The following is a 26,776-nucleotide window of genomic DNA, read 5'->3' on the forward strand; positions in this document are numbered from 1 at the left end:
TCCTCCCTCTCTTGTTTTCTGGAATGAGGCGCTTGAGGGAGGCTTGCTGTCAACATGGCGGAAGGGCTATTCGGCCGCCTTCCGCGCCTGTCCGTCCGCTGCGAGCGCGGTCTCAAGCTCGGCGTAACGGGCGTTCGCTTTCGCGATGTTGGCTTCCTTCACATGGCCGAAACCGCGGATGATGTCCGGCACGGCGGCGTAGGCGGTGGCGAGGCTCAGATTGGCGCGGGTCAGCGTGGGCAGGAGCCGCTCGATCCGCGTTTCGTAGTCCGCGAGAAGCGCGCGCTCGGCCTTGCGTTCGGACGTCCGCGCGAATGGGTCGAACCACGTGCCCCGCAAGCGCTTTCCCCTCGCGAGAAGCCGCAGCACCGGCAGCATCCACGCCCCGAAGGTCATCTTTCTGAGGTGCCCGGTATCGGGATCGCGGCGGCCGAAGATCGGCGGCGCCAGATGAAACTTGAGCGTAACGTCGCCATCGAACTCTGCTGCGATCTGCTCGGCAAAGGCGCCATCCGTGTAGAGCCGCGCGACTTCGTACTCGTCCTTGATCGCCATGAGCCGAAACAGGTTCTGCGCGACCGCGCGCGTCAGCACCTCGCTTCCCGGCGCAACAGCGATTTCGCGCTGTCGAACGCGGTCGATGAACGCGAGGTAGCGCGCGGCATAAGCCACGTCCTGATAGGCCGCCAGTTCGCTCGCGCGAAGGCCGACGATGTCGTCGAGCGTCTGCGCGAGCTTCGGCGCGGGATCGAGAAGCGCCGCGATGCGTTCGGGCCAGAGCGCCGCCTCGCGGCCCAGCGCAAAGGCCCGCTTGTTCGCCTCCACGCTCGCCCCGTTCAATTCGATGGCGCGCAAGATCGCGCCGCGCTCCAGCGGTACAAGTCCCTTCTGCCAGGCAAAACCCGTCAGCACCATGTTGGCGAAGATCGCGTCGCCGATGAGCGCGACCGCGATGGCCTGCGCCGGGCATTCGTCGAGCGCGCGGGCGCGCTTCTTGAGCCGCGCGGTCATGGCGGGGGCATCGAAGGTGATGGCGTTATCACGCACGAATTCAGCCGTGGGGATCACGCACGGATCGGCGACGACGGCGGTGCGCGTGTCGCCCATCATCGGGAGGCCGTTCTTGCCATGCGCAACGACGATATCCGCCGCCAGCACAAGATCGGCCTGCCCAGCACCTATCCGCGGGCAGAAAAGCTCCGTCTGCGGCTCGCCGATGCGAAGATGCGAATAGACGCCCCCCCCTTTCTGCGCGAGGCCGATCTGATCCACGATGCGTACTTGCCGATTGTGGAGATGAGCGGCCATGCCGACGATGGCGGCGAGCGAGGTAATGCCGAGCCCGCCGATGCCCGTCATCAAGATGTTGTAGCCGTCCTCGGGGATCGCGGGCAGCGCGGGATCGGGCATGTCGGGTGCATCGTGGGTGAGTCTCGCGCGCTTGCGCGTTCCGCCATAAACCGACACGAAACTCGGGCAGAAGCCGTCGACGCAGGTCGCGTCCTGATTGCACGTGGATTGGTTGATCCTGCGCTTCCGGCCGAACTCGGTCTCGACCGGTTCGACCGAAAGGCAGTTGGAGGCGCGGGAGCAATCGCCGCAACCCTCGCAGACGCTCGTATTGATAAGCAGCCGCCTATCCGATTGTTCCATAAGGCCGCGTTTGCGACGACGGCGCTTTTCGGTGGCGCAGACCTGATCGTAGATCAGCACGCTCACGCCCGGCACGGAACGGAGTTCCTGCTGCACCGCGTCGAGCCGCGAACGGTGGTCAAAACTCGTGCCCGCAGGGATCACGGGGTCGCGGCGGTGGCGGTCCGGATCGTCGCTCACGATGGCGATGCGAGCCACGCCCTCGGCGCGCATCTGGGCCGCGATCTGCGGCACGGTCAGTTGCCCGTCGACCGGCTGGCCGCCCGTCATCGCTACGGCGTCATTATACAAGATCTTGTAGGTGACGTTCGCGCCTGCCGCGATGGCCTGCCGGCTCGCGAGGCTGCCCGAGTGGAAATAGGTGCCGTCGCCGAGATTGGCGAAGACATGGGTTTCGTCGGTGAAAGGCGCCTGTCCCACCCACAGCACGCCCTCGCCGCCCATCTGGGTATAGACGTCGCTGTTGCGGTCCATCATCGTCGCCAGATAGTGGCAGCCGATGCCGGCCATGCCGCGGCTTCCATTCGGCACCTTCGTCGAGGTGGAATGCGGGCAGCCCGAACAGAAATACGGTGTGCGCAGATGGATCGGCGCGGCGGCGGCGTGCTGCGCGGCTTCCGCGAGGCGCGCCTCGGCGGCCTTCATGAGCGGCGTCTTCATCGTTTCCGGCAGAACACGAAGGATCGCGCGCGTCACATGCGCGGTGTCGATGTCGAGCACGTCGCTTATGAGCGGGCGGTCGTCGAGGTCGCGCTTGCCGAGGATGCGCGGGCGGCGACCATCCGGCAGACCGTACAGCGCCGCGCGAAGCTGGTGCTCGATCATGTCGCGGCGTTCTTCCACCACGAGCACGGTTTCGAGGCCGTTGGCGAAGGCGCGGGCGCTGTGATCCTCAAGCGGCCAGACGAGACCGATCTTGTAGACGCGAAGGCCGAGCGCAGCCGCCTCGGCGTCGGAGAGGCCGAGGTCGCGGAGCGCCTGTCGCACATGCAGGTAAGCCTTGCCAGACGCCGCTATGCCGAAGCGGGCGGCGGGGCTGTCAATGGCAAGGCGGTCGAAGCCGTTCTCACGCGCGAAGGCCATCGCGGCCGGGAGGCGGAAATGACGGTGGATTTCCTCCTGCTCGGGCGGCGTGCGGCCGAGCCTCGCATTGCGGCCACCCAGCGGTTCGGCCACGCCGTAAGGCGCGTAGGAGCGGTAACGCAGCGGATCGATGCGCACCGTGGCGCTTGCGTCCATCGTGTCGGAGATGGCTTTCAGGCCCACCCACAAACCGGCGAAACGCGAGAGGTCGAAGCCCTTCAGGCCGAATTCGATGATTTCGGCGATGTCGGCGGGGCTGAGGACGGGGATTTCGGCGTCGGCGAGCGCGAAATCGCTCTGGTTCGGCAGCGTCGAGGATTTGCACGAATGGTCGTCGCCCGCGATCGCCAGCACGCCGCCGTGTTTCGCGGTCCCGAAGAAATTCGCGTGCTTGAAGGCGTCGCCGGAGCGGTCGACGCCCGGTCCCTTGCCGTACCAGATGCCGAACACGCCATCATGGCGCGCGCCGGGAAACAGCGTCGCCTGCTGGCTGCCCCATACGGCCGTCGCCGCGAGTTCCTCGTTCACGCCCGGCTGGAAGACGATGTGGCTTTCGGCGAGGCGCTTTTTTTCCTGCCAAAGCTGCTTGTCGTAGATGCCGAGCGGAGAACCGCGATAGCCGGAGATGAAACCGGCGGTGTCGAGGCCATTCGCAGCGTCGATCTGGCGGCGGAGAAGCGGAAGCCTGACAAGAGCCTGTACGCCCGTGACAAAGACCTGGCCTTGATCGACGCGATACTTGTCGTCGAGGCTGATGGAGGGCGCAGACGCGAGTGTGTCCATTGGCTTCTCCCATGGTCGGACTATAGTATCCCACGGGAGAACTGAAAAGACTTTGCAAAGTTCTGAGAGGTGCTGCGAGCGTCGGATTAAGGCTTTCACAAAGCGCGATTGAGAGCATAATTTTATGCGCAATCGCACGGAGCCGGATCAGGTCGCATCCGTGCAGTTCACGAACTCGTGCATGGCGATTTCGGAAGTGAAAAGCACGACGGAGCTGCCGCTGTCTCTTTTGTGGTGAGGCAGCGGCAGCAAGCGCTTACGGGAAAAGCTTGAGGTCGTAGGTGTGGGCGGACTGGCGCGTGGCGTCCTTCGTCTTGTACTTCACGCGAAAGGTGAGCGGGCCTTCGAACGGCTTCTCCACCTTGCCGACCTTGGCCACGACCACGCCGCCGTCGACCTTCTCCTTGCACTTCCCGCCGGGCGGCAGGATCTTGTCCGCGCGCACCGAAAGCGTGAGGTCCGGCGCGCCCTGAAGGACTTCGATTTCTGGGACAGCGGTCAGCAGCGACTTGCAGTCCTTCACGCCGTAGAGCGGCATGATGTCGGAAGTCTCGTTGCTCTTGAGCGCGAGCATCTTCTCGGCGGCGGAAGCGGCGATCGGGGCGGCGGCAAACAGGGCCAGCGCGGCGGCGGCCATGGAAATTCTGAGCATGGTCTTCCTTCTTTATATTCGATGGACGAGACTAAGAGCGACCCCGCATCGTTCAACGCGTGGCGGCTCTTGAGGCGGCTTAATTCTTGTTGAATCCCAGCGTGTCCGTAAGCGGACGAAAACACGCCGGAATTACGGCACGACGCCGAGTGCTCAACCGGGCGTTTCGTCAGCAGCGGTTGTGGATGTGCGTCGCGGCGCGCGCGGCCTGTCCCATGCCGACCACGATCTGATTGAGCCCCTCCGTCACATCGCCTGCTGCGTAAAGCCCCGGAACGGTGGTTTCCGCATGAGCGGCCACCTTCAGCGCGCCCGCTTCATCCGCCTCGGCGCCGAGCGCTGTAGCCAGGCCGGAGCGATAATCGCATCCGATGGCGGAGTAAACGATGTCGAACCGACGGACCGCGCCATCGTACCCCAACGCCTCGATGCCGTCGCCCCGGCGCGCCAGCGAACGAATCGGCACCGGCACAAACTCGATGTCGTGTTCGGCGAGGGCGTTGCTTTCCCCGCCCTTCGGCGCCAACGGCTCGTCGAGTGAAAGCAGCGTGACATCCGCGCCCCAGGTGCGAGCGATGAACTTCGCTTCACCCAGTCCGCACACTCCGCGCCCGATCACGCCGACGCGCTTGCCCTTCGCCTCATAGCCATCGCAGATCGGGCAATAGCGCACGAGGCCCGCGAGAACCGCGTCGTCCACGTCGGCAAGCCTCGGCGGAATGTCCACGACGCCGCTCGCGAGCAGCACAAAACGCGCGCGAAGCGTCCGCTCGCCGCCGTTCGCGTCGCGAAAATCGACAGCAAAACCGTCGCCCTCGCTCGCAAGCGCCGTCGCCTCGCCGGAGAGGATGCGCGCGCCGTAGGTCTCCGCATGCTCTCGTGCGCGGCGCAACATCTCATCCCCGCCGATGCCTTGCGCGAAAAAGGGCACATTGTGGCTTTCCGGGATCAGCGCCGCGCGCGGCTCGCCCTTGTCGATCACGATGAACCGGCGGTTGAAGCGCGCGAGATACAGCGCCGCCGCAAGCCCTGCGGGTCCGCCGCCGATCACGATGCAATCGAGTTTTTCCGCGTGCTCCATATAACGGAGAAGCGCCGACGCCTTCGCGGGTTCCCGTCGCCTCTCAAGGATCGAGCGTCTGCCCGAGCCGCCCCGCCAGATCCTGCACGAACTGCCATGCCACGCGGCCCGAGCGCGACCCGCGCGTCATCGCCCATTCGAGCGCCTGCGCCTTGAGATCCTCCGGCGCGATGGCGAGCCCGTGATGCGCCACATAGCCTTCCACCATCGCGAGATAATCGGCCTGCGAGCAATTGTGAAAGCCGAGCCACAGCCCGAATCGATCCGACAGGGAAACCTTTTCCTCCACCGCCTCGCCCTGATGGATGGCGGTCGAGCGCTCGTTCTCCACCATCTCGCGCGCCATCAGATGGCGGCGGTTCGACGTTGCATAGAACAGCACGTTCTGAGGCCGCCCTTCGACGCCGCCTTCGAGCACCGCCTTCAACGATTTGTAGGCCGTGTCGTCAGCGTCGAACGAAAGGTCGTCGCAGAACACGATGAAGCGATGCGGGCTTTCGCGCATGTGCGACAGGCAGCGTGGCAGGCTCTCGATGTCTTCGCGGTGGATTTCCACAAGCTTCAGCGTGGATGCATGGACCGCGTGATTCGCCGCCACCTCCGCATGCACGGCCTTCACGAGCGAGCTTTTGCCCATGCCGCGCGCGCCCCAGAGCAGCGCATTGTTGGCGGGAAGCCCGCGCGCGAAATTCTCGGTGTTGTCGAGAAGCTTGTCGCGCACGCGGTCGACACTCTTGAGAAGCCCGATCGGCGTGCGATTCACGCGCGGGACGGCGAGGAAACGGCCGCCCTCCGCCTGCCAGACGAAGGCATCCGCCGCGGCGAAGGTCTCCTTGCGTGCTTCGGGGGGCGCAAGGCGCTCCAGCGCCTCGGCGATGCGGGTGATGAGCGGTTCCAGGCGATGCGATGTGTCGGGCATTGTAAAAAGTCGCGGTTGTGGATGAAAAAGGCGCAAGGTCGGCGCGCCGAGGTGGAAGAACGCCAAACTATGCGCTATTAAGCCACGGACGCAACGGCGCGGAAGTTGCCATATCAGGGCAAGCCATTATAAGAAAGCCACGTTCTTCCGCGCGAAAAGGCTCGCGCCCGTTCTTTCCGCACATTACGGAGTCTCTCGATGATCTCTCCCGCATACGCCCAAGCGCCTGGCGCCGGAGCCGGCGATATTTTCGGCATGCTGTTCCCGCTGATCCTCGTCTTCGTCATCTTCTATCTGCTCGTGTTCCGCCCGCAGCAAAAGCGCATGAGGGAGCATCAGGCGATGCTCGATGCGGTCAAGCGCGGCGATACGGTGGTGACGGCGGGTGGCATCATCGGCAAGGTCATGCGGATTGGAACCGACGGCGAGTTGAAGATCGAAATCGCCGATGGCGTGCAGGTGCGGGTGCTGAAATCCACGATCACGGACGTTCGGGGCAAGGGTGAGCCTTTGAAGGGCGACACGTCCAAAGACAAGGACGAAACGCCCGCCGAGTCCGGGGCGAGCAGCGACAAGAACGCCGCGTAAACTCCACGCAGCGCATCAAGGGGAACAGGGTCGATGAGCGGATTCACGTTGCATTTTTCGCGCTGGGGCGCGGTCGCGACGATTGTCATATCGGTGGCGTCGGTGATCTTCGCGCTCCCGAACGTGATCCCGCTCAAGACCTATGAGAGCCTGCCGTCGTGGGCGCAGCTTCCACGCATGCCGCTCGGCCTCGACCTTCGCGGCGGGACGCACCTTCTCTATCAGATCGACACCGCGCAACTCAAGAAGGACTGGCTGCAATCCATCCAGACCGAGTCGCGCCGCTCGTTGAGCGAAGCGCGGATCGCGCATGCGGGCGTCGTCATCGCGGGCAATCAGGTGCGCGTGAATCTGCGCGACCCGGCGAATACCGAGACCGCGCTGACGAAGCTCAAGACGCTGGCGCAGCCGCTTTCCTCGTCGCTGCTGACGGGGTCGGGCGGCGATTCCGGGATGGACCTCGCCGTGCAGTCGACGCAGCCGGGCGTCATCACGCTTGAGCCGACGCAGGCGGGCATCCAGCGCCGCATAGAAAACGCGATCTCGCGCTCCATCGAGGTCATCCGCCGCCGCGTCGACCCGCAGGGAACGACCGAAGCGACCATTCAGGCGCAGGGCGGCTCAACCGGCAAGGACCGCATCCTCATTCAGGTGCCGGGACTAGCACCCGACGAGGTGAAGTCCCGCGTCGGCACGACCGCGAAGCTCACCTTCCAGCTTGTCGATTCGTCGATATCGGCGGAAGAGGCCAGGGAAAGCGGCGTGCCGCCGGATTCGCAGCTTCTGCCTGATCAGGAGCGGCCGGGCCAGTTCGTGCTCGTGCATAAGGAAGTGATCGTTTCGGGCGACGACCTCGTGAACGCCTATGCGGGCTACGACAACCGCGCGGGCGGGATCGGCGAGCGTGCCGTCGATTTCGAGTTCAACAGCCGTGGCGCATCGGCTTTCGCGCGCGTGACCCGCGAAAATATCGGCCGCCCCTTCGCGATCATTCTGGACGGCAAGGTGATTTCCGCCCCGGTGATCCGCTCCGAAATTCCGGGCGGACGCGGCCAGATCACCGGCAATTTCGGCGTCGAGGAAACGAACCGCCTCGCGCTGCTGCTGCGCTCCGGAGCGCTTCCGGCCGCGCTGTCGATCATCGAGGAGCGCTCTGTCGGCCCGACCCTCGGCGCCGACTCGATCGAAGCGGGCTCCATCGCCGCCGCCGTCGGCTTCGTGGCGGTGTCGCTGTTCATGATCGCCGGCTACGGACTGTTCGGGGTTTTCTCCGTGATCGCGCTAGGCGTTAACATCGCCATCATCATGGCCTGCCTTTCGCTCTTCCATGCGACGCTCACCATGCCGGGCATAGCCGGTATCGTGCTGACAATGGGCGTCGCGGTGGATGCGAACGTGCTCATCTACGAGCGCATACGCGAGGAGCTGCGAACCGGGCGAGGCATGATATCGGCCATCGAGGCGGGCTTCGACCGCGCTTACGCAACCATTATCGACTCGCATCTGACCGCCCTTCTCGCCGCGTTGATCCTCTACGCGTTCGGTTCAGGCACCGTGAAGGGCTTCGCGGTCACGCTGTCCTTCGGCATCGTGAGTTCGCTGTTCACCGCGATCACGCTGACGCGTCTGATGGTGTCGACATGGCTGCGCCAGACGCGCCCGACCGCCCTTCACATCTAGAGTGTCGCACATGACACTCTGGTTTCTCAATGTCGAGCAACGCCGCGTGAACGCGGCTTTCTCAAGCGCCGAACGAGCCAAGCCATGCTGCTGAAACCGCTGTTCCGCCTGCCACAGAAGACGAACTTCCACTTCGTCAGATACTTCCGGCTCTGCCTCGCGGCGTCGATCATCGGCGTCGTCGGCACGGTCGCGCTGCTGTTCGTTCAGGGGCTGAACTTCGGCATCGACTTCAAGGGCGGCACGCTGATGCAGGTGCAGACGCCCACAGCCGCCGAAGCCGCCAAACTGCGCACCACGCTGACGCAGATCGGCATCGGCGAAATCCAGATCCAGAATTTCGGCAAGGACGACGAGCTGCTGATCCGCTTCCCCGAGCAGGACGGTGGCCCCGCGGCGCAGAAGGCGGCTGCCGACAAGGTTCTTGCCGCGCTTCCGCAAGGAACGAAGGAACTCCGCCGCGAGCAGGTCGGCAGCACCGTCTCGAAGGAGTTGATCAACTCGGCGATCTGGGCGCTGGTTCTCGCCAATTTCGGCATCTTCGCCTATGTGTGGCTCCGCTTCGAGTGGCAGTTCGCGCTCGGCGCCATCGTCGCGCTCGTGCATGACGTGATGATCACCGTCGGGCTGTGGTCCTTGTTAGGACTTGACTTCGACCTCACCATCGTCGCGGCGCTGCTCACAATTCTCGGCTACTCGATCAACGACACCGTCGTCATCTACGACCGTATCCGCGAGAATTTGCGCCGCTACAAGAGGATGCCGCTCCCGCAGTTGCTCGACCTCTCGGTGAACGAGACGATGTCGCGCACGATCATGACCGTGGCCACCGTGCTCATGGCGCTGATCCCGCTCTACATCTTCGGCGGCGAGGTGATCCGCGGCTTCACCTTCGCGATGATCTTCGGCACGCTGATCGGCACCTACTCCTCGGTTTACATCGCCGCGCCGTTCCTGATCCTGATCGGCGTCAAACGCGACTGGAGCGGCGTCGAGAAAGCGGCAAAGCCGGGCGTTCCGGGCGCTAGGCCAGCCAAGCCCGCTCCGACCCGCCCCGCCGTCGAGGCGAGCGCAGCCGAAGCGTTCGAGCCGACGGACACACCTGAAGCCGAAACGCCAGCCCCGGCGCGGATCGCTACAAAGCCATCCGGTTACCGTCCGCCGGCAGGGCGCAAGGCCGGGCGCGGAAAACGCCGATAAAGGAGCGCGGCCCATGAGCGGTTCCCTGACACGCCTTGGCCCGCGCGCACCCGTCTCGTTGACGCCGGGGGGCGCGCTCCAATTCGCGGGCACGATCCGCGACGCGGCGCTCCTCATCTCGACCGCCGAAGTCTTCGCGTGGGGTGCAACCGAAGATGCGCGGGAGGCGGACATCCTCCGCTTTCTCGATACACGCGAAACGCCGGGCGACTTTCTCCTCTACGGCACCGGCGCGAGCCTTCGCTTCGCCTCGCCCGCCTTCGCGCGGCAGATCGAAAAGCGCGGTCTCGGCCTCGAAACGATGGACACCGCCGCAGCCTGCCGCACCTATAATGTCCTCATCGCCGAGCGCCGCCGCTTCACCGCCGCGCTGCTTCCGATCCCGAGAGTCTGAGCGCATGGCGTCCACTGCCGCCACGGGCGCCGACGATGTGAGCGCGGCGAACCTCGTCCGCGCGCGCGACCGCGACCGCTACTGGACAGCACTGTTCGCTGCCGATGCCACGCGCCCTGCCCTTTTTGCCCTCTATGCCTTCAACGCCGAGCTTGATCACGTGCTTTCGGTCGCGCGCGAACCGCTGGCCGGGCAGATCCGCCTCAAATGGTGGCGCGATGCGATCGAGTCCGGCGACGCGGGCGATAAGACCGGCAATCCGGTCGCCGACGCGCTCAGAACCGCCATCGCGGCGCATGACCTCCCCCGCGAGCGCCTCCTCGCCATGGTCGACGCGCGCGTGCCCGAGCTTTTCGGCGACAGCCCCGCCGACATGACGGAATTCGCGGGCCTCGTCGATGATTCACATGGCGGGCTGTTCGAACTCGCCGCCGCAGCCATCGGCGACCGAAGCGACGCCGCGAAAGCCGCAGCCCGCGAGGCGGGCCTCGCCCTCGGCCTCGTCGAAACGCTTCGTGCCCTGCCTGCATCCGTCGCGCGCGGACGCCTGCCCCTGCCGCTTGCGGTCCTCGACGCAAAGGGCGTCGATCTCGAAGCCATGGGACGCGGCGAGGACAGTCCGGCGCTCCGCGCGGCACTCGCCGAGTTGCGCGGCGAGGCGGCGGCAGCGCTTCAGCGGTTTCGCGAGAGACAAGAGCACATCGCGCCGCACGCACGCGCGGCCTTCCTTCCTCTGGCGCTTGTCGAACCCTATCTTGAGGCGATGGCCGCGCCGAGTTGTCACCCCTTGCGGGACCGCGTAACGCTCAATCCGCTGGGCCGGTTCTGGCGTATCTGGCGCGCGGCGCGCCGCAACAAGATCTGACGGACGACCGATGACCGCATCCGAACAGAAGACCCTCAAGCGCTTCTACAAGACCGCCACCGTCGCCGAACAGGACGGCGCGTTCCAGATCCACCTCGATGGGCGCGCCATCAAGACGCCCGCCGGGCACCCGCTCGCCGTGCCGACGCGCGGCCTTGCCGACGCCATCGCCGAGGAATGGAATTCCCAAGGCGAGACGATCTTCCCGCACAGCCTGTTCTTCACGCGGCTGGCCAACAGCGCCGTCGACGCCGTCGCGCCGCGCGAAGCCGAAGTCGTGGACGAAATCGCGTCCTTCGCCGCGAGCGACCTCCTGTGCTATCGCGCGGCTTTTCCCGCGGCGCTCGCCGCGCGGCAGGCCGAGTGCTGGAACCCGGTGCTCGCCTTCATCCGCGAGAGATATGGCGCGACGTTCGAGATAACCGAGGGCGTCGGCCACGTCGCGCAGCTACCCGCCTCGCTCGACGCCATTCGCAACGCCGTCGCCGCCTGGGGCCCGTTCCGGCTCGCGGCGCTTCACATGATGACGACGCTCACCGGTTCGGCGCTCCTCGCGCTCGCCCATGTCGACGGCTTCCTCGACGTCGCTGCGACGTGGTCTGCGGCGCATGTCGACGAGGCGTGGCAGGCCGTGCAATGGGGCGAGGATTTCGAAGCCGCCGAGCGCCTGCGTCGGCGCTTCGAGGATTTCGGGAAGGCATCGCGCTTCTTCGCACTGGGGTAGGACGCGCGAACGCGAACCACCTGATCGTCACCGCGATGGCACCAAGTCGGCCCGGCGGGTTTATTCCAGCCGAGCGCCGCTGCGGGCGGCGGCGGAGGCTCTCGGGGAGGTCCGACAGTGGCATTGACCGGCATGGCACCTGAACCATGAGCGCGGCGGACATCATCGCGGAAAGCGCGACCGCGCCCGATCTCGACACGACGGTTCCAGCCGACGGATTATCGCCGGAGGGGCTCGAAGCGCTGCTGCGCGAAATCGGCGCGCGCCGCTATCACAATCTGCATCCGTTTCACAAGCTGCTGCATGGCGGCGAGCTGTCGAAGCAGCAGGTGCGGGCGTGGGCGCTGAACCGCTATTATTATCAGGCGACGATCCCGCGCAAGGATACGGCGCTGATGTCGAAAATGCCGGATCGCGCGATGCGCCTCGAATGGCGGCAGCGCTATTTCGATCACGACGGCATCGGCGACGACGAGGGCGGCATCGCGCGCTGGCTTCGCCTGACCGACGCCCTCGGCCTGCCTCGCGCTTATGTCGAGTCCGCACGCGGCATCCTTCCGGGCACGCGCTTCGCCTGCGACGCCTATCTCAATTTCGTGCGCGAAAAGACGCTCATCGAAGGGATTGCGTCCTCGCTGACCGAACTTTTCGCGCCGGGCATCCACTCGGAGCGCATCTCCGGCATGCTCGCGCATTACGATTTCATCGACGACGCGATGATGGGCTATTTTACGCGCCGCCTCGCACAAGCCCCGCGCGATGTCGAATTCGCGCTGACCTATGTGAAGGAACATGCGCGCACGCCGGAAGCGCAGCAGGCGGTGGTGGATGCGCTGCTGTTCAAGACGCAGGTGCTCTGGGCGCAACTCGATGCGCTGCACTTCGCCTATGTCGAGCCGGGGCTGATCGCGCCGGGAGCGTTTCGGCCATGATGTGCGAGCGGCGCAAGCGGGCTCTCGTAGCGGCAAATAGCGCGCCAAGAATGCCGAGTCATGTGCGCTTGCAGTTCGACCCTGTGCGCGGACGCTACGCGGTCCTCGCGCCGGAGCGGGTCTACTGGCCGGACGACATCGCCTTCGACATCCTGAAGCTCTGCGACGGGGAGCGGACGATTGCGGCCATGTCGGCAACGCTCGCCGCCGAATACGCCGCGCCGGTCGAAACCATCGAAGCCGATGTGATGGAGTTCATACAGCAATGGATGGATTTGCGCCTGCTGACGCCGTGACCGCCGATGGAGCCGCGCGCGCCGGGCCGCCGCTCGGCCTCCTCGCGGAGTTGACGCATCGCTGCCCGCTGCAATGCCCCTATTGCTCGAACCCGCTGAACCTGTTGAAGGCGGCGGACGAACTCGACGCGCGCGAATGGCTGTCCGCGTTTGAGCAGGCGGCGGATCTCGGCGTGCTTCAGGTGCATCTCTCAGGCGGCGAGCCGACGCTGAGGACGGATCTCGAAGACCTCGTCTCGGCGCTCTCGGCGCGCGGCGTCTATACGAACCTCATCACGGCGGGCGTGACGCTGACGCGCGAACGCGTGGCGCGGCTCGCCGGTCGCGGCCTCGATCATGTACAACTCAGCCTTCAGGCGCTCGACGCGGAGATTGCCGACCGAATCGGTAATACGAGGGGAAGCCTCGCCAAGAAGCTTGATGTGGCGCGATGGGTGCGCGAGGCGGGCCTGCCGCTCACGCTCAACGCGCCGACGCACCGTCACAATATCGGGCAGGCGGCCGCGCTGATCGAGCTTGCTCTCGAACTCGACGCCGACCGGCTCGAAATCGCGCATGTGCAATATTATGGCTGGGCGGCGAAAAACCGCGCGGCGCTGACGCCGGATTACGACGCCGTTCTCGAAGAAGCGGCCATTGTCGGCGAGACGCGGGAGCGGCTCAAGGGCGTGCTCAACATCGACTACGTGACGCCCGACACCTACGCGCAATTCCCAAAGCCCTGCATGGGCGGCTGGGCGAAGGACGTCATCACGATTACGCCTTCCGGCAAGGTTCTGCCGTGCCACGCCGCCGAGATGCTTCCCCTGCCCTTTGACACCATCGCGGAGAAGGCGCTCGCCGAAATCTGGTATGACGGCGCCGCGTTCAACCGCTTTCGCGGTTACGATTGGATGAAGGAGCCCTGCCGCTCCTGCCCGCGCAAGGAGGTCGATTTCGGCGGGTGCCGGTGTCAGGCTTTCGCGCTGACGGGCGATGCGGAAGCGACCGACCCGGCTTGCAGTCTTTCGCCTCATCACGGGCTGATGGGGGACCTCGCGGAGACGAGCGCCGCCGCGCCGCCGCCCTTCGTCTACCGTCGGATCGGGCAAGGCTGATTGCCCGCTAAGGCAGTCCGCGCGCCCATCGCTCAGTTGTCTTCGGTTTCCGCCGAAAGCACGCACGTGCTGGCAAGATCGTCGACCGCGCGATTCCATCCCGCGTCCGTGTCCTCGCGAATATCGACGCTCCTGCTTGCGATGAGCTTTCCCGTCTCCACGTCGCGGACGAAAACGGCCATGGCGCGGGGAACCTCCTGCACTTTCTGCACTGTCCCGGTGATGGAAATCACGGCATCCACTTTGCGGGCAAGCGCGCCGTCGCACCCGCTGCACACGCTGAGATTAAAGGCGCGCGCCGATGGCTCGACCGGGGTCAAATCCGCCATCTCGAACTTGCCGGACTTGACAAGCGCGTCCCGCATGCGCGCGGCGGCCGACTTCAGCCGCTCCGCCTCCGCTGGGCGGCTGCCCAGGCTCGCGGCGTCGGACCCCGCATCGACGATTTCGAAATCGAAAACCGCGACGCGTTGCGCCGCAAGGCTCGCGGCTGAAAAGCAAAGAGACAAGGCGAGAGCTATGGCGAACACCGGCATGAGGCGAGCTTCGGCGGCGCGCCTGGATGCGCCAAAGGTGCGCCGTATCATGATCGCCTCATGGTTGCCGGTGTGAGCATTGCGCAAGCGCGCTGACAGGGCACGCGCGTTCCCATGCTCAGTACACGACGACAGAGCGGATGCTCTCGCCCTTGTGCATCAGATCGAACGCGTCGTTGATATGTTCCAGCGGCATCCTGTGCGTTATCATCGGATCGATTTCGATCTTCTTTTCCATGTACCAGTCGACGATCTTCGGCACGTCGGTACGGCCGCGCGCGCCGCCGAAAGCCGAGCCCTTCCACACGCGGCCCGTAACGAGTTGAAACGGACGCGTCGAGATTTCCTTGCCCGCTTCCGCCACGCCGATGACGATGCTTGTGCCCCAGCCGCGATGACAGCATTCGAGCGCCTGCCGCATCACCGTGGTGTTGCCGGTACAGTCGAAGCTGTAGTCCGCTCCGCCGCCCGTGAGGTTCACGAGATGGGCCACGATGTCGCCCACGTCCTTCGGATTGACGAAATGCGTCATGCCGAAGCGGCGGCCCCATTCCTCTTTCATCGGGTTGATGTCGACGCCCACGATCTTGTCCGCGCCGACCATGCGCAGGCCCTGGATCACGTTCAGGCCGATGCCGCCAAGGCCGAACACCACGCAATTCGCGCCCGGCTCCACCTTCGCGGAGAAGATCACCGAGCCGACGCCCGTCGTGACGCCGCAGCCGATATAGCAGGACGTGTCGAACGGCGCGTCCTCGCGGATCTTCGCCACCGCGATTTCGGGCAGAACGGTGAAGTTCGAGAACGTCGAGCAGCCCATATAGTGAAAGATCGTCTGCCCCTTGTACGAGAAGCGGCTCGTGCCGTCCGGCATCAGCCCCTTGCCTTGTGTCGCGCGGATGTGCGTGCAGAGGTTGGTTTTGCGGCTGAGGCAGGATTTGCACTGCCGGCATTCCGGCGTGTAGAGCGGGATCACGTGGTCGCCGGGTTTGACGCTCGCAACACCCGCGCCGACCTCGCGCACGATCCCGGCCCCCTCATGGCCGAGGATCGACGGGAAGATGCCCTCGCTGTCGAAGCCGTCGAGCGTGTAGGCGTCGGTGTGGCAGATGCCGGTCGCCATGATCTCGACGAGCACTTCGCCCGCCTTCGGGCCTTCGAGGTCCACCTCAACGATTTCGAGCGGCTTCTTCGGCTCGAATGCGACGGCGGCGCGCGTTTTCAATCCCGTATCCTCCCCTTTTGCGATCACCCGCTTGGGCAGGATGCGAGTCTACGCCGCGCACCGACCCTTTCAAGCCGCGCACCGGCCCTCTTAAACTAAAGACTCTTGAGGCGCATACGTTTGTCTACGCGCCCCCCGATCAGGCCTCAGAGGGGACAGGCGCGATGTCGGCCCTCGGCCGGTTCTCGACGATCTGCTCGCCCGTGATGATATAGGCCGCGACTTCCGAGATGTTCGTGCAGTGATCGCCGATCCGCTCGATGTTCTTGGCGCAGAACAGCAGATGCGCCGAGAAGGTGATCGTGCGCGGGTCTTCCATCATGTAGGTGAGAAGCTCACGGAACAGCGCGTTATACTGACGGTCGATTTCCTCATCGCGGTTCCAGACGAGAAGCGCCTGATCGAGATTGCGCTGTGAATAGGCGTCGAGCACCGTCTTGAGTTGCAGGAGGGCAAGATCGCCGATGGCGGTGAGGCTCTTCGTCATCGGCGACAGCCATGCCTTTTCATCGAACTGGGCGAGGCGCTTCGCGATGCTCTTCGCGAGATCGCCGATGCGTTCGAGGTCCCCGGCGATCCGAAGCGCGCCAAGCACCACGCGAAGGTCAACCGCGACCGGCTGGCGGCGCGCGATTAGCTGAACCGCCATTTCCTCGACTTCGCGCTCTACCGCGTCGATGACCTGATCGCCCGCGACAACCTTGATCGCCTTTTCCGGATCGGCCGTGATGATGGCGGAAAGCACCAGCCGCAATTGCTGCTCGGCGAGCCCTCCCATGCGGGCGATGGCGTTTTCGAGGGCCTGAAGCTCCTGATCGTAGGCGGTGACGGTATGAGCGGTCATATCCCTATTCCTTCTTGAGGGGCGGCTCGACTGAGAAAATGCGTTGGATATTCGGACCAGGAACGGGAAGAGCGCCATGCGCCTGAAACCCCTCTTTGGACGAAGCCGAGTCCGCCGATGACATTATTGCGTTTTATTAAGACAGAAACGTAACACCATTTTAACGCCGAAACCGTCAACGAAGGCGCCGGTTCAGCACTTCCATCAGTTCGGCAACCTTTGTACGCTGTTCTTCCGCATTGCCGCTCTGGATGGCATGCTCGACGCAATGGCTGACATGGTTTTCCAGGATTTCGCTTTCCACCTTGCGAAGCGCGGCCTGCACCGCGGCGATCTGGGTGATGATGTCGATGCAATAGCGATCCTCGGCAACCATGCGCGAGATGCCGCGAACCTGCCCCTCGATTCGCGCCAGTCGTCCCAGCCTCTTGTCCTTGCAGTCCGTCATGCGCCTTTATACCAGCGCGGGGTATGACAGACAATGTGCCGCGGAACCGCCGGAGCGCGTGACCGCGCATGTTCAGGCGGGCAATGACGTTGACGCCCGAGATGCGCGCGGCTTGCATGACGCAAAAGCGCGACGCAAATCTTGTGCTCGCGCGCGAAAATTGCGACAAAGCATCCAATCAGCGGACAAATTTCGAGACGAACACAAAGGCTACCGATGGCAGGGCATTCGCAATTCAAGAACATCATGTATCGCAAGGGCGCTCAGGACGCGAAGCGCTCGAAGATGTTTTCAAAGTTTGCGCGCGAAATCACCGCCGCCGCGAAGGTCGGCATGCCTGACCCCGCCATGAACCCTCGCCTTCGCACGGCCATTCTCGCGGCCCGCGCTCAGAACATGCCGAAAGACAACATCGAGCGCGCCATCAAGAAGAGCCAGGAAGCGGGGGGCGCGGATTATGTCGAGGTGCGCTATGAAGGCTTCGCGCCGGGCGGCGTCGGCATCATCGTGGAAGCGCTGACCGACAACCGCAACCGCACTGCGGGCGAAGTGCGCTCGCTGTTCACGAAATACGGCGGAAATCTCGGCGAAACGGGTGCCGTCTCGTTCAGCTTCGACCGCGTCGGAGAGATCGAATATCCACTGTCGGCGGGCAGCGCCGAGGAGATGCTGGAAGCCGCCATCGAGGCGGGCGCGGACGACTGCGAGACCGGCGCCGAGACGCATTGGCTGACGACCAGCATCGACGCTTTCAGCGAAGTTCAGGCCGCGCTCGAAAAGAAGTTCGGCCCCGCGAAGTCGGCGTCGATCGGCTGGCGGCCGCAAAACACGGTCGAAGTCGACGAGGAAAAGGGCGAAAAACTTCTGAAGCTCATCGATTCGCTCGAAGATTCCGACGACGTGCAGAAGGTCTACGCGAACTTCGAGATGAACGACAAGGTCATGGAGAAACTCAGCGCATAACGCGCCGCTGGCAACGGCGTTCGTGCGCAAAAGCTCGGGACGCGCGCTCGCGCTGGAAACGCAGCCTCGGCGTGGCGCGGTCCGTCTACATCCCCGCGAAGATGAATTCGTCCACTTTCTTGCAGTCTTCCGGAGTGAGAACCACGATGGTCGGAATTTCGATTCGCTTGAAAACCGCCTCGACCTTCGACGCGCCCCAGCCGTTGTTGTTCGTCGTCTTGTCGAAGATCGGCTTCACATCCTTCACGATGCAAGTGCCGCGCGTATAGGACGCGGTCAGGCCCATCGCGCGTCTGGCCGAACCGTCAAGGCCGGGGATCGTGCCTTCGAGCCATCCGGTCGTCGACAATGCATAGGTCTTCGGGTCGGTTTCGGTGGCAAAAAAGCTCTCGACCTCGAATTCGCAGGAGAAGGCGCGGCAGTATATGCCGGTCTTGATATCTTCGATCTTCTCCTCGAAGACCTTCTTGACGAAAGATCTGATTTCTCGCGGTTCGCCGCCGGATGCCTGAGTTGCAATCCCGAACGTCATGGCCAGAGCGAAAGCGGATAATCGAAGCGTGGACATCGGGAAAACCGGCTCAAGTTGCATAAAAAGCATCCCCCCACTGTGTTCGCTTCTAAAGAAGTAACCTCACGGCGCAAAGGCTTATCTGCGCCCGATCGCCGCAAAAAGATGGAAAACGGGCTCCGACTGCGCTACGACACGCTCAAATTATCACAAGGGCAAACGAATGCGCATCGACTCCATCCCGATCGGCAACAACCCGCCTTTCGACATCAACGTGCTCGTCGAGGTTCCCATTGGCGGCGAACCGATCAAGTACGAGCTCGACAAGCCGTCGGGAACCCTGTTCGTCGACCGCATGCTTTACACCGCGATGCACTATCCGGGCAATTACGGCTTTGTGCCGCACACGCTGTCCGAAGACGGCGATCCGCTCGACGTGCTGATCGCGAACAACCGGCCGATCGTTCCGGGCGCGATCTGCAATTGCCGCCCCATCGGCGTCCTTTTCATGCGCGATGAAGCTGGCGGCGACGAAAAGATCATCGCGGTGCCTTCGGACAAGATTTCGCCGACCTATCGCGGTATCCGCGACTACACCGACCTGCCGGACATGCTTCGCAACCGCATCGCCCATTTCTACGAGCACTACAAGGATCTCGAACTGGGCAAGTGGGTGAAGATCGACCGTTGGGGCGGCGAGGCGGAAGCGCGCGACCTTATCTTGAAGGCAATCGAGGACGGCCGGAAAAAGGGCTGAGTTCCCGCTTCCGGACGCCAAGGTATTTCAAGGGCACCGGTACAATTGCCGCGCCCCGTAAAAATTCCGACATCTGATCTTGCACGGATCGGTGTCGGGTGACACCTGAACGCCATGGGCGGCCTTGCCGGCGTCGGCGGGGCTTTCCGGTCCTTCAGGGGCTGGCTTTGCCTTGCGCATCGGGCCGGTTCGGGCCATTCCGATGCGGGTACGAATTTCGGCGTCGCGACAGCCGCGAGGGCGGCGCGACACGACGCGGTGAGCTTTCACGCAATACAGTCGAAAGGGATAGTCATGTCATTTGAAGACGATCGGCGGCGTCGCGCAAGCACGAACCCCGAAGAGTGGTTCAGCATTCTTCTGGCCTTGTTCGCCACTATCGGCGGCGCTTTTTTCATCGGTTACTACCCGGACTACAAGCCGAGCGAAACCGGCGGCGTGGCCTGGGCCGTGCCCGTCTGGATCGGGTTTTTCTACCTTATCATCCAGATGATGTTCCTGCTGTTCTCCGCGAGCCAGATCCGCGCGCTCGGCGTGCTCGATTCGGTGCTCGCCATTGCGCCTGTCGTGGCAGGCCTCGTAATCCTCGTCCAGATCATCATCAGCCCGACGTTCAATCAACAGATTTCGGCCTATCAGCTGAATTCGCTTGCTGTGTTGATCGTGGCGGGCGCGTCTGAGTTCCTGCTGACGATCTGGATCCGGTTCGTTCTCAACCGCCGCACCGTCGCTTTCGGTGGCAGCGAGATGTAAGCGAAGGCTTCCCTTCCATTTCGCTGGGGGCGCGTGCCGCAAGGCCGCGTCCTTTTTGCTTTGCGGAGTTCCGGTTCCGCCGGGACTCGTAATTCCATCTGCCTTATGATATGCGCCGAAACAAAACAGGCGAGGTACAAGCCATGCGCTTGGCAATCATGGGCGCCGGCGGTCGGATGGGGCGCGCGCTGATCCGCACCGTTCACGAAACAACGAATTGCGATGTCGCGGGCGCGGTCGAGCGCGCGGGATCGCCCTCTATCGGCAAGGACGCGGGCGAAGTCGCAGGCGTCGGGCCGCTCGGCATCGAGATCACAAGCGACGCGCTTTCGCTGTTTACCCATGTCGATGGCGTGCTCGATTTTACGACGCCCGCCGCGAGCGTCGAGACCGCCGCTCTCGCCGCGCAAGCGCGGATCGTCCATGTGATCGGCACGACGGGTTTTTCAGCCGATGACGAAGCAAGGATCGAGGCCGCCGCCCGGCACGCCACGATCATCAAATCCGGCAATATGAGCCTCGGCGTGAACCTGCTCGCGGCGCTCGTCGAGAAAGCCGCCGCCGCCTTCGATGAGCGATTCGACATCGAAATCGTCGAGATGCACCACAAGCACAAGGTCGACGCGCCATCCGGCACCGCGCTGCTTCTCGGCGAAGCCGCCGCCGCCGGCCGTCATATCCAGCTTGCCGAGCACGCCGTCACCGCGCGGGAAGGCCATACCGGCGAACGCCCCCTTGGCGCCATCGGCTTCGCGGCGCTGCGCGGCGGCTCCGTCGTCGGCGACCACAGCGTGATCTTCGCCGGTACCGGCGAGCGCATCGAGCTGTCGCACCGCGCCGAAGACCGGCAGATTTTCGCGCGGGGCGCCGTCGCCGCCGCGCTCTGGGGCCAGGGCAAAGGCCCAGGGCTCTTTTCAATGCGCCAGGTGCTTGGGCTTTGACGCCCCTTTTTCGCGAAACTCGAAGGATACCCCAATGAACAACGTGCTCGTGCTCGTTCGCCACGGCGAGAGCGAATGGAACAAGCTCAACCTTTTCACCGGTTGGCGCGACCCGGACCTCACCGAAAAAGGCATCGATGAGGCGCGCCAGGCGGGCGAACTCCTGAAGAAAGACGGCTACGCCTTCGACATCGCCTTCACGAGCGCGCTCACGCGCGCGCAGCACACGCTGTCGCTGATCCTCGACGAACTCGGCCAGCGCACCATTCCCATCGTGGAGAATCAGGCGCTGAACGAGCGCGACTATGGCGACCTGTCCGGCCTTAACAAGGACGATGCCCGCGCGAAATGGGGCGAGGAGCAGGTGCATATCTGGCGTCGCTCCTACGACATCCCACCTCCCGGCGGCGAAAGCCTGAAGGACACCGCCGCGCGTGTGCTGCCCTATTACGAGGCGGAAATCTTGCCACAGGTGAAGGCGGGCCGGAATGTGATCGTCGCCGCGCACGGCAATTCGCTGCGCGCGCTGATCATGAAGCTCGACGGGCTTTCGACAGAGGAAATCCTGAAGCTCAACCTCGCCACGGGCGAGCCTTACGTCTATCGCCTGAACCCCGATGGCTCGGCCGCGTCGAAGAAGACGCTGACCGCGTAGGCTCCCCGTCGGATTCGAATCGGGCAGCCCCTGATTCGGATCCCCGCCTCGTTTTCCGCCGCTGCATTCTTGAACGCGGTGCCGATGGGTCCTTTGTGGCAAAAACAGGGCATCGGCACCGGTAGCCGCGCTCAAGAATGCCTCGCTTTTGCCTTTCGGCCGACAAAGCCCTTGCGCCTGCGCTCACGATGAGGCAGCAAGACACGGGAAAGTGAGAACTCCGGCTTTGCTTTCCGACGCTCGACCCGCCGCCGGAGTGTGACCAAAGCATCGAACCCGGTTCACCGGCGCAACATGGAAAAGCCCTGCGTTGCGGAAAGCCGAAAGGCGAAGGCCAGGCTGGAACCCGCGACGAACGAGAAACGGACGGGCGACACCTCCTCACTTCTTTCGGCTGAGGAGATCGGGGAGCTTTTTTCACGGTTCGCGGCCGCGATGCCGGATCCGCGCACCGAACTCGACTACGTGAACCCGTTCACGCTCCTTGTCGCGGTGGTGCTCTCGGCGCAGGCGACGGATGCGGGCGTCAACAAGGCGACCAAGGCGCTGTTCCGACAAGCGGACACGCCGGAAAAAATGCTGGCGCTCGGGGAAGAGAAGGTCCGCGACGCCATCAAGACCATCGGGCTTTTCAATACGAAGGCCAAGAACGTGGTCGCGCTTTCGAAGGCGCTCGTCGAAACCCATGGCGGCGCCGTCCCGAAAGACCGCAACGCGCTCGAAAGCCTGCCGGGCGTCGGGCGCAAGACGGCGAATGTCGTGCTGAACGTCGCCTTCGGCGAGCCGACCATCGCCGTCGACACACACATCTTCCGCGTCGCGAACCGCACCGGGCTCGCGCCGGGGAAAACGCCGCTCGCGGTGGAGCTGGCCCTCGAACGGATCGTGCCCACCCGCTTCGCGCTCAACGCGCATCACTGGCTCATCCTGCATGGGCGCTACGTCTGCAAGGCCAGAAGGCCCGAATGCTGGCGATGTCTCATCGCCGACCTGTGCCGGTTCGAGCCGAAAACCCCGAGCCCCGCGACAAGCGGCGGCGCCAGTGTCAACTGAAACGGAACACGAAAACCATGACAAAATCGCTTCACGTGCTCGGGATCGGCCATGCGCTTGTCGATATCATCGCCTCCTGCGAGGAAACGCTCCTCGAAGAGTTTTCGCTGGTGAAAGGCACGATGAGGCTTACTTCGCCGGAAGAAGCGACGGCACTTTATGCCCGGATGGGACCGGCGGTCGAGGCGAGCGGCGGCTCGGCGGCGAACACCTGCGCGGGGATCGCGTCGCTCGGCGGCAAGGCCGGCTTCGCGGGCAAGGTCGGCAAGGATCAGTTCGCGGACGCTTTCGCGCACGACATCAAGGCGACGGGCGTCAGCTTCTTCGGCGCGAATGACGACAGCGGCACGCCCACCGGGCGCTGTCTGATCCTCGTCACGCCCGACGGCGAGCGCACGATGAACACCAATCTCGGCGCGGCGGCGGAATATTCCGAGGCCAACCTCGACGTCGACGCCATCGCATCGGCGGGGATCGTCTATCTCGAAGGCTACCTCTTCGATCCCGTGCCAGCCCGGCAGGCATTTTTCGCGGCGGGCGAAGTCGCGCATGCGCGCGGCACGAAGCTCGCCTTCACGCTGTCCGATCCATTCTGCGTGGACCGTCACCGCGAAGGCTTCCGCAAATTCATCCGTGAGAGCGTCGACGTCGTCTTCGCGAACGAGAAGGAATTGCTGGCGCTTTATCCGGGCGCGTCGTTCGACGAAGCCTGCGCCTCGATCCGGACGGAGTGCGCGCTTGCCGCCATCACCCGCAGCGAAAAGGGATCCCTAATCCTCGAAGGCGAGACGACGATCGCCGTGCCTGCGGTGAAGATCGACAAGCTCGTCGACGCGACCGGCGCGGGCGACCTCTATGCAGCGGGCTTTCTGTTCGGCGTGTCGACCGGCCGCGACCTTGAAACCTGCGCGAAGATCGGCAGCCTGTGCGCGTCGGAAGTCATCGCGCAAGTCGGACCGCGCCCGCAGCGCCCGCTGGCGGGCCTCGCGCAATCGCACGGCCTCATCTGACCTCCGTCGCGCGACTTCGCTCGATTTCGGCGGACATCCAGTCGAACGCCGCATCCCTGAGCCGCGCCCATTCGCTCCAGTCCATGGGGCTTACGCCTTCGGCTACGGGCACGGCGTAGGAGATGTGCGGGCCGACAGGCGACCGCCTCCGGCGGGATTGATACGCGCCGAGCACGGTTTCTATGCGCAATCGCTTGTCGAGCGGCCCCGGCGACTGAAACGGCGCCAGCCGGAACTGGGAACCGCCCACGGCCTGCCGGTAGGACATCGGCGAAGCGCCAAGTCCGGGCACGGCCGGATGCAGAAACACAGGCCGCGCGGGCGAAAGCCGATCCGCTGCTTCGAGCAGGGCTTCGGTTTCGCATTCGCCGCTGACAAGGATCGCGCCGTCTTCCAGGATCAGCGGCGGCAGATGGCCCGGCGGCAGAAGCCCCGCCCGCACGGCGGCGTGGAGCCCCCCGCCGCAATGGACGGCGGGCGCGTCCTTCGACAGCGAGAGAGAGAGCGCCGCGAACGGCCGCGACGCGAGCGCGATATCGAGCCCTGCCAGCGCGGAGCCAAGCACCGCATCGACCGCCGCGACTTCGTACAAGCCGGCCTCGGCGCGGCCCGCGCGCTTCCACAGAAGCGGGTTCGAAAGTTCGCGGAACAGGTCTTCGGCCTCGGCCAGCGTCACGCCGCAGGCGAGCATTCCGGCGGGCAGCACGGCGCTTCCGGCCGCCGCGAGTGCGGTCGGGGGCGCGCCGCTTGCCTCGAACGCCTGGAGGGCGCCGAGGATGGCGGCCGCGTAGACGCCCGTGCTCGTGGCGGCGACGGTATTTCCCCTTCCGAGGAGAGCGCTTGCAAGCTGCGCCGTGGCGCGCGGGGCGGAAAAATCGATGAAAAGCGAGGTTCGATATGGGCGGGGCGGCAACCATCCCGCAGCCTTCTTCATCTCGACGCCGTCGTTGGCGATGACGAGGCTGCACCGCTCCGGCCCGCGCCGCTCGACGGCATGCCTTTCGATGGCGGACAGCTCCGACGCTTCACCCTGCGCAAGAAAAACGATTTCGTCTGCTTCGTCCACGGCATCCGCCGCGAAGGCGGCGTCGGAACCGTCGGCGATCACCACCGTGACGTCGAATTCCAGCTCCTGTTCCTGAAGCCAGTGCGCCATCGCCGGGTCGTCGAAGGAAAGCGCGCCCGGAAGGTTGCCGCCGAATGTCTCGCGCCGGAGGATACGGACCTCGGCCGTCTCTTCGAGCGCCAGCATGAGAGCATCGAGCGTGACCTTGTCGAGATGCGCATTCACGCCCGCAGGACAGACGAGAAGGCGCGGCGAAGGCCTGACGCGATGCGCCGGGACCGCGAGGCCGTCCAGTGCGTGCGAAAGGCAGGAGCCGACAAGCGAAGGCGTTGCCGCGAATGCGGTCGCGAGATCGTCCCAGGCGATGAGGAGCAGGGCCGTTTCGCGGAGCGCCTCAAAGGTCGCCGAAGCCTGACCCCGGCGGAAGAAGGCGGGAGTCTCGACCGCCTCGCCCTGCCCCGCCTCATATCCGGACGATCCACCTTCCCGCGCCTTCAGGCGACCCGATACGACGATCGCCAGATCTTCGACCGGTGCCCCCGCCATCGTTGCGGCCTCGCCCTTGGCAAGCACGCGCAAGGAGGTGCAGGCATAGACCCGCTCAAGCTCCGCTTCATCCAGCCCGGCAAAAGCCGGGACGGCCTGCAAGAACCGGGCTGTTCGCGATGCCTGTTTCATGCCCTCCCCTTAGCGCGCTTTGCCTCCACAGTGTATGCGATTTTCCGAAAGTCGTACCGGGCGGGAAACGCGGACGAAACGCGCCAGACCCCGGAAAGTGTCGTTCCGACGCCTGCTTGCTTTTTCGTCGCGAAAGCCTTTGGTAGCCTTTCACCCGGATGCCGATACTGTTAAGACGATGCAGATGAAGGCAATGCGCGCCGGACCGGCAGACCGGCCGCTGCTCCGTGGATGTAATCTTGGGCACCAGACCTTGCCATAACCGGCTGTTGTTGACGCGTGCGCTTATCTTTTGCGCGGGTGTGCTCGCTTTTGCGCTCCCCGGCGTTCCGGCCTTCGCCGGCAGCCTCGCGCCGGATGTCGTCCCGCGCGCGGCATGGGCTGCGAAGCCGCCGAATTTTGCTCTGATGAGCGCGCAGAAGCCCGCCGAGATCATCATTCACCATACGGCGCATCGCGTGCAGCCGAGGGTCAGCCTCGAAGCCAAGATGCGGGGCCTGCAAGAGTTCGCATTCAAGCCCGGCCGCGTTGGTCTCCTGCCGAAGCCTGCCTGGGGCGATGTTCCCTATCACTATTACATCGATGTTTCGGGCCGCATCGGCGAGGGTCGCGACCTGTCATTCGCCGGAAACAGTGTGACTGCCTTCGACAACGAGGATCGCATCCAGATCGCCGTCGAGGGCCATTTCGAACGCGAGCAGCCGTCGCAGGCCGAAGTCGAATCGCTGACCCGGCTCGTCACCTGGCTCGCCGCATCCTACGGCATCCCCGCGAGCGCGATTTCAGGGCACGGCGATTTCGACCAGACGACCTGTCCGGGGAAAAATCTGCGCCCGATTCTCGAGGAAATCCGCGAGGCCGTGCGCGCGGTGCAGGCGCGTTAGCCGGAAATCGAGGTCGGCCAGAGAGTTGGCCAGAAAGCCGCCTCATCCCGGTGCGGGCCGCGCACACTGCGCACAGGAGGCTTGACCCGCGTTGCCTCAGGCGTTACATGAACCGAAGCTAGGCGAGCACGCCATTACTTCCAATTCCAATATTAGGTCCGATCATGTCGCGCCAGTGCGAACTCACAGGCAAGGGTGGCCTCGTCGGTCATCTCGTTAGCCACTCCAATATCAAGACGAAGCGGCGCTACCTGCCGAACCTCTGCAATGTCACGCTGATCAGCGATTCGCTCGGTCGCGGCGTGCGTCTGCGCATCAGCGCGAACGCCCTGCGTTCCGTCGAGCATCGCGGCGGCCTCGACGCCTTCCTGCTGAAGGCTCGCGACGAAGAACTTTCGCTGAAGGCTCGCCGCCTGAAGAAGGAAGTTTCGAAGGCACGCGCGGCCGCTTCGGCCGAGACCGCCGCTTGAGACGACGCGGATCGGTCCCGCGCCAACGCGGACAC

At 64.4% G+C, this 26,776-nt stretch carries 28 protein-coding genes; 18 read left to right on the plus strand and 10 right to left on the minus strand.

The window, feature by feature from the left end; all coding sequences use genetic code 11:
• Positions 1-66: 66 nt before the first annotated feature.
• From KKP04_RS03290 to KKP04_RS03305, 4 genes are all read right to left on the minus strand, one after another.
• Positions 67-3,519 carry an indolepyruvate ferredoxin oxidoreductase family protein gene (locus KKP04_RS03290; protein ID WP_215026676.1) on the minus strand — a complete coding sequence of 1,151 codons (3,453 nt, stop codon included), beginning with the start codon at positions 3,517-3,519 and terminating at the stop codon, positions 67-69.
• A 256-nt stretch (positions 3,520-3,775) separates the two neighbouring features.
• Entirely contained in the window at positions 3,776-4,171 is a 396-nt protein-coding gene (locus tag KKP04_RS03295; protein WP_215026679.1) for a hypothetical protein, read from the minus strand.
• 169 nt (positions 4,172-4,340) lie between these two features.
• Complete coding sequence (locus KKP04_RS03300) at positions 4,341-5,252, minus strand: NAD(P)/FAD-dependent oxidoreductase (protein WP_215026680.1); 912 nt, start codon at positions 5,250-5,252, stop codon at positions 4,341-4,343.
• A gap of 43 nt (positions 5,253-5,295) precedes the next feature.
• Entirely contained in the window at positions 5,296-6,171 is an 876-nt protein-coding gene (locus tag KKP04_RS03305) for an ATP-binding protein (RefSeq protein ID WP_215026683.1), read from the minus strand.
• A 198-nt stretch (positions 6,172-6,369) separates the two neighbouring features.
• Here KKP04_RS03305 and yajC point away from each other — a divergent pair, with 198 nt between their 5' ends.
• The 9 genes from yajC to pqqE all read left to right on the plus strand — a co-directional run bounded on the left by yajC (position 6,370) and on the right by pqqE (position 13,947).
• Positions 6,370-6,759 (plus strand): preprotein translocase subunit YajC, encoded by a 390-nt coding sequence (gene yajC / locus KKP04_RS03310; RefSeq protein WP_215026686.1) that lies wholly within the window; start codon positions 6,370-6,372, stop codon positions 6,757-6,759.
• A gap of 33 nt (positions 6,760-6,792) precedes the next feature.
• Positions 6,793-8,439: a protein translocase subunit SecD gene (gene secD, locus KKP04_RS03315; protein ID WP_215026689.1), complete on the plus strand. Its 1,647-nt coding sequence runs from the start codon at positions 6,793-6,795 to the stop codon at positions 8,437-8,439.
• Between the two features lie 84 nt (positions 8,440-8,523).
• On the plus strand, positions 8,524-9,639 hold the full coding sequence (gene secF, locus KKP04_RS03320; protein WP_215026692.1) for a protein translocase subunit SecF: 1,116 nt from the start codon (positions 8,524-8,526) through the stop codon (positions 9,637-9,639).
• Positions 9,640-9,652: 13 nt separating this feature from the next.
• Entirely contained in the window at positions 9,653-10,033 is a 381-nt protein-coding gene (locus KKP04_RS03325; protein WP_215026694.1) for an Mth938-like domain-containing protein, read from the plus strand.
• A 4-nt stretch (positions 10,034-10,037) separates the two neighbouring features.
• Entirely contained in the window at positions 10,038-10,898 is an 861-nt protein-coding gene (locus KKP04_RS03330; protein WP_215026697.1) for a squalene/phytoene synthase family protein, read from the plus strand.
• A 10-nt stretch (positions 10,899-10,908) separates the two neighbouring features.
• Positions 10,909-11,622, plus strand: a complete 714-nt coding sequence (locus tag KKP04_RS03335) for an ATP12 family chaperone protein (protein WP_215026700.1) — start codon at positions 10,909-10,911, stop codon at positions 11,620-11,622.
• A 146-nt stretch (positions 11,623-11,768) separates the two neighbouring features.
• Positions 11,769-12,554 carry a pyrroloquinoline-quinone synthase PqqC gene (gene pqqC, locus KKP04_RS03340; protein WP_215026703.1) on the plus strand — a complete coding sequence of 262 codons (786 nt, stop codon included), beginning with the start codon at positions 11,769-11,771 and terminating at the stop codon, positions 12,552-12,554.
• 50 nt (positions 12,555-12,604) lie between these two features.
• Positions 12,605-12,850, plus strand: coding sequence for a pyrroloquinoline quinone biosynthesis peptide chaperone PqqD (gene pqqD, locus KKP04_RS03345; RefSeq protein WP_371818688.1), 246 nt, complete (start codon positions 12,605-12,607; stop codon positions 12,848-12,850).
• Positions 12,820-13,947: a pyrroloquinoline quinone biosynthesis protein PqqE gene (pqqE, locus tag KKP04_RS03350; protein WP_215026706.1), complete on the plus strand. Its 1,128-nt coding sequence runs from the start codon at positions 12,820-12,822 to the stop codon at positions 13,945-13,947. Before pqqD ends, pqqE begins: the two co-directional genes overlap by 31 nt.
• Before the next feature lie 32 nt (positions 13,948-13,979).
• On the opposite strand, the gene KKP04_RS03355 is transcribed toward pqqE, so the two are convergent.
• The 4 genes from KKP04_RS03355 to KKP04_RS03370 all read right to left on the minus strand — a co-directional run bounded on the left by KKP04_RS03355 (position 13,980) and on the right by KKP04_RS03370 (position 17,000).
• Entirely contained in the window at positions 13,980-14,534 is a 555-nt protein-coding gene (locus KKP04_RS03355; RefSeq protein ID WP_215026708.1) for a DUF3280 domain-containing protein, read from the minus strand.
• A 67-nt stretch (positions 14,535-14,601) separates the two neighbouring features.
• Positions 14,602-15,708: an S-(hydroxymethyl)glutathione dehydrogenase/class III alcohol dehydrogenase gene (locus KKP04_RS03360; RefSeq protein ID WP_215026710.1), complete on the minus strand. Its 1,107-nt coding sequence runs from the start codon at positions 15,706-15,708 to the stop codon at positions 14,602-14,604.
• 139 nt (positions 15,709-15,847) lie between these two features.
• Positions 15,848-16,552, minus strand: coding sequence for a phosphate signaling complex protein PhoU (gene phoU, locus KKP04_RS03365; protein ID WP_215026713.1), 705 nt, complete (start codon positions 16,550-16,552; stop codon positions 15,848-15,850).
• A gap of 175 nt (positions 16,553-16,727) precedes the next feature.
• Positions 16,728-17,000, minus strand: coding sequence for a metal-sensitive transcriptional regulator (locus KKP04_RS03370; RefSeq protein WP_215026715.1), 273 nt, complete (start codon positions 16,998-17,000; stop codon positions 16,728-16,730).
• 216 nt (positions 17,001-17,216) lie between these two features.
• On the opposite strand from KKP04_RS03370, the gene KKP04_RS03375 reads away from it, so the two are divergent.
• Positions 17,217-17,963, plus strand: a complete 747-nt coding sequence (locus KKP04_RS03375; RefSeq protein ID WP_215026718.1) for a YebC/PmpR family DNA-binding transcriptional regulator — start codon at positions 17,217-17,219, stop codon at positions 17,961-17,963.
• Between the two features lie 85 nt (positions 17,964-18,048).
• Here the strand turns inward: KKP04_RS03375 and KKP04_RS03380 are convergent, their stop codons facing one another.
• A complete protein-coding gene (locus KKP04_RS03380) occupies positions 18,049-18,555 on the minus strand; it encodes a hypothetical protein (protein ID WP_215026721.1) in 507 nt (168 codons plus the stop codon).
• A gap of 142 nt (positions 18,556-18,697) precedes the next feature.
• Here KKP04_RS03380 and ppa point away from each other — a divergent pair, with 142 nt between their 5' ends.
• The 6 genes from ppa to KKP04_RS03410 all read left to right on the plus strand — a co-directional run bounded on the left by ppa (position 18,698) and on the right by KKP04_RS03410 (position 23,643).
• The gene (gene ppa, locus KKP04_RS03385) at positions 18,698-19,231 is read left to right on the plus strand and encodes an inorganic diphosphatase (protein ID WP_013418357.1); all 534 of its coding nucleotides are present in this window, start codon (positions 18,698-18,700) and stop codon (positions 19,229-19,231) included.
• A 294-nt stretch (positions 19,232-19,525) separates the two neighbouring features.
• Positions 19,526-19,984, plus strand: a complete 459-nt coding sequence (locus KKP04_RS03390) for a hypothetical protein (RefSeq protein ID WP_215026723.1) — start codon at positions 19,526-19,528, stop codon at positions 19,982-19,984.
• 143 nt (positions 19,985-20,127) lie between these two features.
• On the plus strand, positions 20,128-20,925 hold the full coding sequence (gene dapB, locus KKP04_RS03395) for a 4-hydroxy-tetrahydrodipicolinate reductase (protein WP_215026724.1): 798 nt from the start codon (positions 20,128-20,130) through the stop codon (positions 20,923-20,925).
• A gap of 34 nt (positions 20,926-20,959) precedes the next feature.
• Entirely contained in the window at positions 20,960-21,580 is a 621-nt protein-coding gene (locus KKP04_RS03400) for a 2,3-bisphosphoglycerate-dependent phosphoglycerate mutase (protein ID WP_201717264.1), read from the plus strand.
• A 294-nt stretch (positions 21,581-21,874) separates the two neighbouring features.
• Positions 21,875-22,633 (plus strand): endonuclease III, encoded by a 759-nt coding sequence (gene nth / locus KKP04_RS03405; protein ID WP_215027059.1) that lies wholly within the window; start codon positions 21,875-21,877, stop codon positions 22,631-22,633.
• A 17-nt stretch (positions 22,634-22,650) separates the two neighbouring features.
• Entirely contained in the window at positions 22,651-23,643 is a 993-nt protein-coding gene (locus KKP04_RS03410) for an adenosine kinase (RefSeq protein WP_215026733.1), read from the plus strand.
• On the opposite strand, the gene KKP04_RS03415 is transcribed toward KKP04_RS03410, so the two are convergent.
• Positions 23,636-25,387 carry a cyclic nucleotide-binding domain-containing protein gene (locus KKP04_RS03415; RefSeq protein WP_215026736.1) on the minus strand — a complete coding sequence of 584 codons (1,752 nt, stop codon included), beginning with the start codon at positions 25,385-25,387 and terminating at the stop codon, positions 23,636-23,638. The two genes, KKP04_RS03410 and KKP04_RS03415, sit on opposite strands and share 8 nt — an antisense overlap.
• A gap of 239 nt (positions 25,388-25,626) precedes the next feature.
• On the opposite strand from KKP04_RS03415, the gene KKP04_RS03420 reads away from it, so the two are divergent.
• Entirely contained in the window at positions 25,627-26,271 is a 645-nt protein-coding gene (locus KKP04_RS03420) for a peptidoglycan recognition family protein (RefSeq protein ID WP_215026739.1), read from the plus strand.
• 164 nt (positions 26,272-26,435) lie between these two features.
• Complete coding sequence (gene rpmB, locus KKP04_RS03425; RefSeq protein WP_215026742.1) at positions 26,436-26,741, plus strand: 50S ribosomal protein L28; 306 nt, start codon at positions 26,436-26,438, stop codon at positions 26,739-26,741.
• Positions 26,742-26,776: the final 35 nt, after the last annotated feature.

It is taken from the genome of Rhodomicrobium sp. Az07 (assembly GCF_018619475.1).
Lineage (GTDB): Bacteria > Pseudomonadota > Alphaproteobacteria > Rhizobiales > Rhodomicrobiaceae > Rhodomicrobium.